7 protein-coding genes are annotated in these 8,984 nt (G+C 69.4%); all 7 read right to left on the bottom strand.

Going from position 1 to position 8,984, the window contains the following annotated elements; genetic code table 11:
• The coding region (locus UK23_RS33650; protein WP_045315750.1) for an MFS transporter at positions 1–1,353 on the bottom strand (1,353 nt) is incomplete at its 3' end.
• Positions 1,350–5,591 carry a non-ribosomal peptide synthetase gene (locus tag UK23_RS33645; RefSeq protein WP_052685297.1) on the bottom strand — a complete coding sequence of 1,414 codons (4,242 nt, stop codon included), beginning with the start codon at positions 5,589–5,591 and terminating at the stop codon, positions 1,350–1,352. The genes UK23_RS33650 and UK23_RS33645, both read right to left, overlap by 4 nt.
• Positions 5,584–5,817 carry a phosphopantetheine-binding protein gene (locus UK23_RS33640; protein WP_045315749.1) on the bottom strand — a complete coding sequence of 78 codons (234 nt, stop codon included), beginning with the start codon at positions 5,815–5,817 and terminating at the stop codon, positions 5,584–5,586. Before UK23_RS33640 ends, UK23_RS33645 begins: the two co-directional genes overlap by 8 nt.
• An 11-nt stretch (positions 5,818–5,828) precedes the next feature.
• A complete protein-coding gene (locus UK23_RS33635; RefSeq protein WP_045315748.1) occupies positions 5,829–7,376 on the bottom strand; it encodes a long-chain-fatty-acid--CoA ligase in 1,548 nt (515 codons plus the stop codon).
• Between the two features lie 3 nt (positions 7,377–7,379).
• Positions 7,380–7,871, bottom strand: a complete 492-nt coding sequence (locus UK23_RS33630; RefSeq protein WP_045315747.1) for an FcoT family thioesterase — start codon at positions 7,869–7,871, stop codon at positions 7,380–7,382.
• The gene (locus UK23_RS33625; protein WP_156213573.1) at positions 7,872–8,726 is read right to left on the bottom strand and encodes a TauD/TfdA dioxygenase family protein; all 855 of its coding nucleotides are present in this window, start codon (positions 8,724–8,726) and stop codon (positions 7,872–7,874) included.
• Positions 8,726–8,974: an acyl carrier protein gene (locus UK23_RS33620; protein ID WP_045315746.1), complete on the bottom strand. Its 249-nt coding sequence runs from the start codon at positions 8,972–8,974 to the stop codon at positions 8,726–8,728. The genes UK23_RS33625 and UK23_RS33620 overlap by 1 nt, the downstream gene beginning before the upstream one ends.
• Between the last annotated feature and the right edge of the window lie 10 nt (positions 8,975–8,984).

Raw genomic sequence — 8,984 nt, 5'->3', positions numbered from 1 at the left:
GGCGTGGACGTGGGTGTCGAGCGCGATCTGCCGCACTCCAGGGGTCGCACCGAGCGCCTGGCGGTAGCAGACACCGATCGCGGCATAGCCGGACGCCAGCGCGACCTGGGTGACGGTCGACGCGACCCCGGACGCCGCACCCGCGTCGGCCGGTTCGACGCGGGCGAAGATGCCGGTGATGACCGGTGCCACGACCGTGCCCTGCGCGAGGCCGACCGCGCCGATCGCCAGCGCCAGCAGCACGGTTTGGTACTCCGGCGGCGTGCGCACGACCACGAGGTGAGCCAGCAGTGCGACGGCGAGCAGGCAACAGCCGACGACGGGCAACCGGTCGCCGAACCTGCCGGCCAGGCGGGCGCTGAACGCCGAACCGAGTGCGAACGCCACGCCGAGCGGCACGAACATCAGGCTCGCGGTGAGCGGTTCGCGTCCCAGCCCGGTCTGCACGTAGTAGGTGAACACCAGGAACAGCCCGGCGTTCCCGGCGAAGAACGTGGCGATCGCGGCCAGTCGCAACCTCATCCCCGGTGTGGTGAGCACGCGGCCGGGGAACAACGGCTCACCGCCTGAGGCCGCCAGTGCGCGTTGCTGACGGACCAGGACCACTCCGGCTGCCAGCGCCACCAGCAACGTCAGCCACAACCAGGCCGAGGCGCCAGGTTCCACGCCGAGCACGAGCGGCACCAGCAACGAGGGCAGTGCGATCGCGGTCAACCCGGCTCCGACGAGATCGAGTCCTACCTGTTTCTCCGGCCTCGTCTCGTCGATGGCGGTACGGCCGGGCAACAGGATCAGCAGGCCGATCGGCACGTTGATCAGGAACACCGTGCGCCAGCCGAGCTCGCCTGGGTTCCAGTGGACCAGCAGGCCTCCGCCGCCCAGCCCGGCGATGACACCGAGCCCCACGACGACGCTGTACCAGCCGATGGCGCGGGCACGGTGGGCCTGTCGCGGGAACAGCGCGTGGATGAGCGCGAGCTCCTGCGGCACCAACACCGCGGCGGCGAGCCCTTGGACGCACCGCATCGCGATGAGCACCTCGGCGTTCGGCGCCAGGCCGCACAGCAGGGAGGCGAGCGTGAACACCGCGACGCCCACGAGGAACGTCCTGCGGCGGCCCCAGCGGTCACCGAGCCGGCCTCCGGTCACCAGTCCGGCGGCGCACGCCAGCACGTAGCCGGCGCCGACGAGCTGGATCTGGCCGAACGTGGCGGGGAGGTCCCGCTGCACGGACGGGGCGGCGACCGTCACGATGAAGCCGTCCACCTGCCCCATGAACGTGGCCGCGAGCACGGCGGCCAGGCCGAGCCACCTCCGCACGCCGACGCCCTGCCCGTCCTCGATCTGAGTCATGCCGTCTTCCCGTGGTGAGCCGGGAAGAACCCGGAGTCGATGAAGTGGTCCAGATAGGCGTCGAGCACCGCGTCCGTGACACCGAGATTCCCGGCCGCGTTGTCCCGGCCGAAGACGACCGGCGCACCCGAACCGCCCAGTGCCGGGGCGTGGGTGGCCGCGATCGACAACTGGAAGTCGCCCTCGTCCGCGGCCTTCTCGGCGGCGTCGGTGAGCCGGGCGAGCCAGGCAGACCGGTTGAGCGTGTCGAGGTGGTAGCCGCGGTCCCGGAGCCGATCGACCACGTGAGCCACGTCGAGTGGCTGAGTGCTCGTCAGGTGGTAGGTGGCGCCGGTCTTGTCGTCCGCGAGCAAACGTACGACGGCCGCAGCCACCTGATCCGCCGGCACCACATCGGCGTACCCGGCGTTCTCCGGGGCCGCGTTGATGAGGACCATCGCGCGCACGAGGTTCCACAACGCGTCGTCGGCGCTCACCGCTCCGGTTGTGGAGTGGCCGCCGATGCGACTCGGGCGGTGCACGGCGACGGGCACACCACGTTCGCCTGCGCGTAGCACGAGCCCCTCGGCGACCCACTTGCTCGCCACATAACCGTTGGGCAGCAACGAGTCCGCCGAGACCCGCCGGGTTTCGCGGACGACGGCGGGGTTGCCGTCCGTTGCGACCGCTGTGTCGACGGTGGAGACGAAGTGCACCGGCTTGAGCCGGGCGGTCGTCGCGAGCCGCAGCACCTCGGCGGTGCCCTGGACGTTCGCGGCGCGCAACCGGGGGTAGGAGTCGAGGTGGTTGACCCTGGCGCCGTTGTGCAGCACCACGTCGACCTCGCCCGCCAGTCGCCGGAAGTCCACATCGGACAGACCGAGGGCCGGGAGTCCGAGGTCGCCGGGAACGGGAACCACCCGGTCCAGGCCGTCTGCGGAGAGGCTGAAGCGGCGCAACGAGGTGCGGAGCCGGTCGAGCGCTTCCGGCTCGTTCCCGGCGCGCACGAGTGCGTGCACTCGTGCGGAGGTGCTGTCGAGCAGTTCTCGCAACAGGAACGAGCCGAGGAACCCGGTGGCCCCGGTGAGCAGCACGGCATCGAGCCGTCCGGACCGCGGCAGGTCCGCCGCGGTGATGGCTGGATCGAGGTCGATCTCGGCAGTCAGGTCGATGCCCTCCCACGGATGCCCGGCCAGCGGTGCGACGGCATCGAGCCGCACCGCCAGTGCCGCGACGGTGGGGAAGTCGAACACGTCACGCAAGCCCAGCCGCACGCCGAACTCGGTGCGAATGCGGCTGAGCAGTTTCGCGACGAGCAGCGAATGCCCGCCCAGCACGAAGAAGTCGTCCTCGGCGCCGACGTCCTCGATGTCGAGGGTGTCGGCGAACAGGGCCGCGAGTGCTCGTTCCCGTTCGGTGTCCGGCTTGCGTCCCTGGCTGGTCGTGAGCGTCGGCTCCGGCAGTGCCGCGCGATCCAGCTTGCCGTTGACGGTGAGCGGAAGCCGGTCCAGCACCACGTACACCGGCGGTACGAGGTGATCCGGCAGCTGAGCGGCCGCGTGGGCCCGCAGCTCGGCGGCGTCCGGGGTTTCGTCGCTCGGCACGACGTACGCCACCAGCCGATCGCCGCCGGGGCCCTCGCGCGGCACGACAGCGACCTGCGCGACGGCCGGGTGAGCGGCCAGCACCGCCTCGGCCTCGCCCGGTTCGATCCGGAAGCCGCGGATCTTGACCTGGTCGTCGGCCCTGCCGTGGTACTCCAGCACGCCGTCCGGGCGCCACCGCACCAGATCGCCGGTGCGGTAGAGACGTTCTCCCTGCCAGGCGACGAACTTCTCGGCGGTGAGCTCGTCCCGGTCGTGGTAACCCAGTGCCAGCGGTGTGCCGCCGAGGCACAGTTCCCCGACCACACCAGGAGGAACGAGCCGCATGTGCTGATCGACGACGTGGCAACGGGTGTTCGCGACGGGTGTGCCGATGATCGGCGTCGGGCTGCAGGAGAGCCGGGACCACACGGTGTCCACAGTGCACTCGGTGGGCCCGTACAGGTTGTAGGTGGTGATGCCGGTGGCCTCGCGCATCGCCGTCCAGAGGGCCGGTCCGGTCGCCTCGCCGCCCAGCGCGATCACGGGCGGGCGGTGGCGTCCCTCGTCCAGCATGCCTGCGCTGAGCAGCTCCTCGGCGTAGGTCGGGGTGATGTCGAGGAAACCGATCCGGTGCGTGTCGACGTAGCGGAGCAGCGCGGCCGGGTCGCGCCGCACGTCGTCGGCGATGAAGTGCAGTTCGTGGCCAGCGAGAAGCCACAGCAGGCCTTCCCACGACGTGTCGAACGACAGCGAGGCGGTCAGTGCGGCCCTGAGCACGCCGTGCGAGAGCTCGGCGGGTTCGATCATGGTCGTGCGGTGGTGGTGGAACAGGTTGACCATGCCGCGATGGGTGATCACCGCGCCTTTCGGCCGGCCGGTCGAGCCCGAGGTGTAGATCAGGCACAGCGGATCGTCCGGTGTCGCCGGTGTGCGCGGCGCGGCTTGCTCATCAGCCAGATCGTCCAGAGTGATGACCGAGGCGGTGGTGGCGGGCAGTCCGCCAGCGAGATCGACGGTCGTGACGATGACCTGCGGTTGTGAGTCCGCGAGCAGGAACGCCAGTCGCCGGGCGGGGTACTCGGTGTCCACGGGGACATAGGCCGCGCCCGTCCGGAGAGTGGCGAACAACGCGATCACCGCGTCCGCAGTGCGGGGCAGCAGGTGCAACACCCGCGTGCCAGGCCTGGCACCGCGCGCGGTGAGCAGCGCGGCCACCTGGTTCACTCGCTGGTCGAGTTCGGCGAACGTCAGCGACACGCGATCGGCCGCGACGAGCGCGGTCCGGTCCGGGGTCTGCGCGACCCTGACGGCGAGGAGGTCGTCGATCGTGCCGTCCGGCCAGGCGCGTTCGGTGGCGTTCCACGAGTCCAGCGCCGCACGCTCGCGGTCCAGCAGCAGGTCCGCCTCGGCGACAGGTGCGTCGGGGTGGTCGAGCAGCCTGCGCAGGAAGGTGCTGATCCGTTCGGTGTGCGCGGTCAGGTCCTCGAGGTCGTAGGAGTTCGGGTTGCCGTCGAGGGCGATGCTCAGACCCGTGCCGTCCGCACGGTTGTAGACGTTGAACGCCAGATCTTCGACGAGGCCCGCCGAGACGTTGCGCACCGAGCCCGGCGTTCCGTCGAACCGCAGGCCGTAGTCGAACGGCATGATGTTGGCCGAAGGGCCGAACAGCTTGCGCTCGTTGTTGAGCAGGCCAAGATCGCGGCGGAGCTGTTCGTAGCGGTAGCGGTGGTGGCGTCGGCTGCGCTTGAGGTGCTTCGACACCTGCCGTGCGACGTCGACCAGCGACGGGTTCCCGCTGAAGTCGGTGTAGAGCTGGACGACGTTGAGCACCATGCACGGCACGCGCAGAGCGACCGAACCGGTGCGCAGCATGACCGGCACCGCGAGTGACACCTGCTCGGCGCCGGTCATCCGGTGCACGTAGGCCGAAAGGGCCGCGATCAGGACGTCCGTCCAGTTGCCACCGGCAACCCTCGCCGTCGCCCGCAGACCATCCACTGTGGACTTGTCCACCTCGGTCTTCGCGCGCAACACGTGATGGGGGAGCAGCCCGGTTCGTCCCGCGAGCGTCACCGGCGCGGGACGGTCTTCCTGGTACTCCGCCCAGAACTCCGCGTCCCGCCCGTGTTCAGGAGAGGCGAGGTACGCGGCTTCCTCGTCCAACACGGATTGCAGGGTGCCGAACTCGTGCGCCGGAGGGGTTTCTCCGCGACGCAGGGCCGTGTACACGTCAGCCACGCGTCTGGCGACGAGCGACAGGCCATAGCCGTCAAGCAGAACGTGGTGCACACGGTGGTACCAGAGGTGGTGCTCGTCGGCGAGGCGGAAGATCGCGTGCGCGAACAGCACGTCCGCACCGAGATCGACCGGCCGTGCGACGTCCTCGGCCATCCACGCTTCCGCCGCCGCACGGGGATCAGCCGCGTTGCTGACGTCCACGACCTGGACCTGCCACTCGGGCGGGTCCACGAGCTGACGGCCGTCGGCGAACCGCACGGAGAGCGCCTCGACCTCGCGGACCGTGTGCCGGATGGCCCGCGCGAGCACGGCGACGTCGAGCGTGCCTTCGACGTCGACGTACTCGGCGGTGTTGTAGGCGGGGGAGGCCGGGTCGAGCTGTTGCCCGACCCAGATCCCGTACTGCGCCGAGGTGAGCGGCCAGGAGTCAGCCACCGGCCGGCCTGAGGACGTCCCACCACGCCCGCAGCGTGGGCTTCTCGGCCAGTTCCGCGAAGCTGATCTCGGCTCCGTGTTCGCGCCACTGCTCGATGAGGTCGACCACGGTCACCGAGTCCATGCCCTCGTCGAACAGGTCCGCGGTGTCGGACAGTTCTTCCGGCTCGAGGTAGAGCCGTTCGGCGACGGCGGTGCGCACCGCGTCGAAGGTGAGCTGAGGCATTCTTCCCCCTGTCAGTTGACCTGGCGGTCGCGGCCGGACCAGAACTGCTCGCGCAGCTCGCGGCGCAGGATCTTCCCGCTCGGGTTGCGCGGGACCCGTTCGACGAAGTGGAACTTCGACGGGATCTTGAAGCTCGCGATCTGGTCGCGGCAGAACACGAGGAGATCGCGCGGTCGCACGTCGGCACCGGGCCGCGCGGCGACGAACGCGTGCACGGCCTCGCCGAACTTCTCGTCCGGCACGCCGATCACCGCGACGTCGGCGACGCCGGGATGCTTGGCGAGGACGTTCTCGATCTCGGCCGGGTAGATGTTCTCGCCACCGACGATGATCAGGTCCTTGAGGCGGTCGCTGATGTGGACGTAGCCGTCCTCGTCGAGCCGGCCCGCGTCACCGGTGTGGATCCAACCGTCGACCAGCGTCTTCGCGGTGGCCTCCGGCATCCCCCAGTACTCGGTCATGTGCGCCGGGGTGCGCAGGCACACCTCTCCGACCTCGCCGACCGGTACCGGCCTGCCCGCGTCGTCGATCACCTTCACGTCGACCGCCGGGTACGGCCTGCCCGCGGCCCGCAGCCGGTGACTGCCCGCGACGTGGTCGGCGGGCGGCAGGCAGACAGCGGTGTTGCCGGTCTCGGTGAGGCCGTAGATCTGCGCGAAGTCGCAGTCGAAGACCGGCAGCGACTCCTGCAGCAACGCCTCGGAGATCGGCGATCCGCCGTAGACGATCTTGCGCACCGACGCGAAGACCTCCTTGCTCGCTCCCGGTTCGGCGAGCAGCAGGCGGAGCATGGCCGGAACCACGCAGGCCGTGGTGACCTCGAGGCTCTCGATCAGCTTCAGCGCGCCCGTCGCGTCGAAGCGGGGCATCGCCACGTTGGTGATGCCCGCCGAGAAGCCCTGGGTCGCCCACCAGACGCCGCCGACGTGGAAACCGGGGATGCCGATGAGGCTTCGATCGCCTTCCTGCCAGTCGATCCAGTCCAGACCGGCCGCGGCGAGCGAGTCCCGGATCGCGAAGAAACTGCGCTGCGCCAGCACGACGCCCTTGGGCAACCCGGTGGTGCCGCTGGTGTAGAGCTGGATCACGGCGTCGTCCGGACCCGTCACCGCCGGCAGGTCGGTGTCGGGATGCCCGCTCGTCCACTCCTCGAAGTCGTCCGCGGACGCGCCGAGCACAGTGATCTCCGCCGAGTCGTCAACCGCGGTGCGCAGGTCGGCGTCGACGAACAGCAGCGTGCTGCCGGAGTCGCGCAGGATGTGCTCGACCTCCGGCCTGGTCAGCCGGAAGTTCACCGGCACGAGGACGGCGCCGATCTTCGCGCAGGCGAAGTACGTCGCGTAGTAGTGCGTGGACTCCACGCCGAGGTAGGAGATCCGGTCACCGCGACCGGTACCGGACGCGATCAGTGCGTGCGCGATCCGGTTGCTCTCGGCGTGGAGTTGCGCGTACGTGAGGGAAAGCCCGGCGCACGTGATCGCCGTCGTGTCCGGCTGTCGTGCGGCGTGGTAGGCGGGGATCTGCGCGACGGTGCGCAGCTCCGGGTGGTGGATGGACATGCGTCAGCTCCCCACGATCGCGACCCGCACGGCACCCGAGCAGGCGCCGCCGTTGTCGTCCCAGCAACGGAAGGTCGTGTCCAGCGACACCAGCGGATCGGCGTCGGGACGTAGCGTGCGGCGGTCGATGCGGCGCACGGTGAGCTCGAACTGGAACTCGCGGGCGTCGATCGGCCGGCGGAACTCGCAGGCGAAGCGGGCGATCAGGACGTTCGGCAGCTGCCTGCGCCAGAAGTCGTCCAGCGTCCAGTCGTGCAGCTCCGGTGCCAGCCCGTCCCGCACGATCGTCGCGATCACCTGGTAGAGCAGCTGGTTGTAACAGATGCCGACCTCGACGGAGTTCAGATGGCCGGTGTCGTCGATGTAGCAGGACTCCGGGATCCGCATGACTCCCGTGCCGCGCACGACGTCCCCGTCCCGCTCGACCACGGCGGAGGTCAGGTACCGGCAGTGCGGTTTGTAGCAGCGCAGCACCTCGTCGAGCAGCGCGGTCACCTAGGCCTCCTGGCCGTCGTAGACCGTCACGCGGTAGGACACGGCGGGCTCGTTCGTGGCGGTGTGCAGCGCCCGGTGGACGAGGCTGCGGTTGTCCCACACGAGCAGGTCGCCCTTCTCGTAGGTCTGCAGGTGGATCGCCGGGTGCTCGAACTCGCGGTCCAGCTGGCCGGTCGACGCCAGCAGCTCCCGCAGCAACTCCGGCTGCTCGCGGCCGTCGGCATCGGTGATCGAAAGTGTGAAGCCTTCGCTGATGTAGAGGATCGTCTCGTCGGTCCGCCGGTGCGGGTGCGCGGTCGGCAGCCCGACGGGCGGGGTCCTGGCGTCGACCTCGTCGATGATCTCGGACAGCGGCCGGTAGACGTCGCTGGGCCGGATCTTGAAGTAGCGGCGCACGCTGTGCCAGGCGGTGGTGTCCTTCGCCGCGAGCTTGAGCTCCTCGGAGAGGTTCTCGTAGGCCTTGGTGAGGTCGATGAAGAACGTGCCGCGGTTGCGCGTCGGCAGGACCTGCGGGTAGATCAGCGTCAGGTCGAACGGCCGGGGCATGAACTGGTAGTCGGAGTGCCAGAACTTGCCGGTCTTCGGGACGCCGACCTGCTTCTCGCCGTCGCTGACGTTGGAGGAGACGAAGACCTCCTTCACCTCGGGGTGGTGGTAGATCGGCTCGTAGTACGTCTCCGGTGTGCCGAGTCTTGTCCCGAGGGCCAGGAACTGCTTCGGGTCGAGGTCCTGTCCTTTGAGGACGACGATCTTGTCGCGGTAGACGGCTTCCTTGAGCACGCTGACGTCCTCGCCGGAGCTGGAGTCGAAGTTCTCGACGATGACGCCGATGCCGTCCTGCTTCGTGATTCGCATCAGATGTCTCCTCGCTTTTCGGAGTTGACGTACTCGACCAGTGCGCCGACCGTGGTGAGGTTCGGCAGCGCTTCGTCCGGAATGGACACCTCGAACTCGCGCTCCAGCTTGAAGAGCAGGTCGACGATGCTGAGCGAGTCGAGGCCGATCTCGCCGAGCGACGCCGCGGCGGGAACCTCGACGTGCTCGGAGTCGTTGATGTCCCGGACGAACCTCTCGACCACGGCGTGCACTTCCTGTTGTGGCATCTCCCACTCC

It is taken from the genome of Lentzea aerocolonigenes (assembly GCF_000955955.1).
Lineage (GTDB): Bacteria > Actinomycetota > Actinomycetes > Mycobacteriales > Pseudonocardiaceae > Lentzea > Lentzea aerocolonigenes_A.
The sequence above is the reverse complement of the archived record's forward strand: the minus strand, read 5'-3'. Positions and strand labels throughout refer to the sequence as shown.

Bases quoted from the DNA above. Each gene is read 5' to 3' on its own strand.
- UK23_RS33640 (WP_045315749.1), bottom strand. From the start codon at position 5,817: ATGCCTCAGCTCACCTTCGACGCGGTGCGCACCGCCGTCGCCGAACGG.
- UK23_RS33635 (WP_045315748.1), bottom strand. From the start codon at position 7,376: ATGTCCATCCACCACCCGGAGCTGCGCACCGTCGCGCAGATCCCCGCC.
- UK23_RS33625 (WP_156213573.1), bottom strand. From the start codon at position 8,726: ATGCGAATCACGAAGCAGGACGGCATCGGCGTCATCGTCGAGAACTTC.
- UK23_RS33620 (WP_045315746.1), bottom strand. From the start codon at position 8,974: ATGCCACAACAGGAAGTGCACGCCGTGGTCGAGAGGTTCGTCCGGGAC.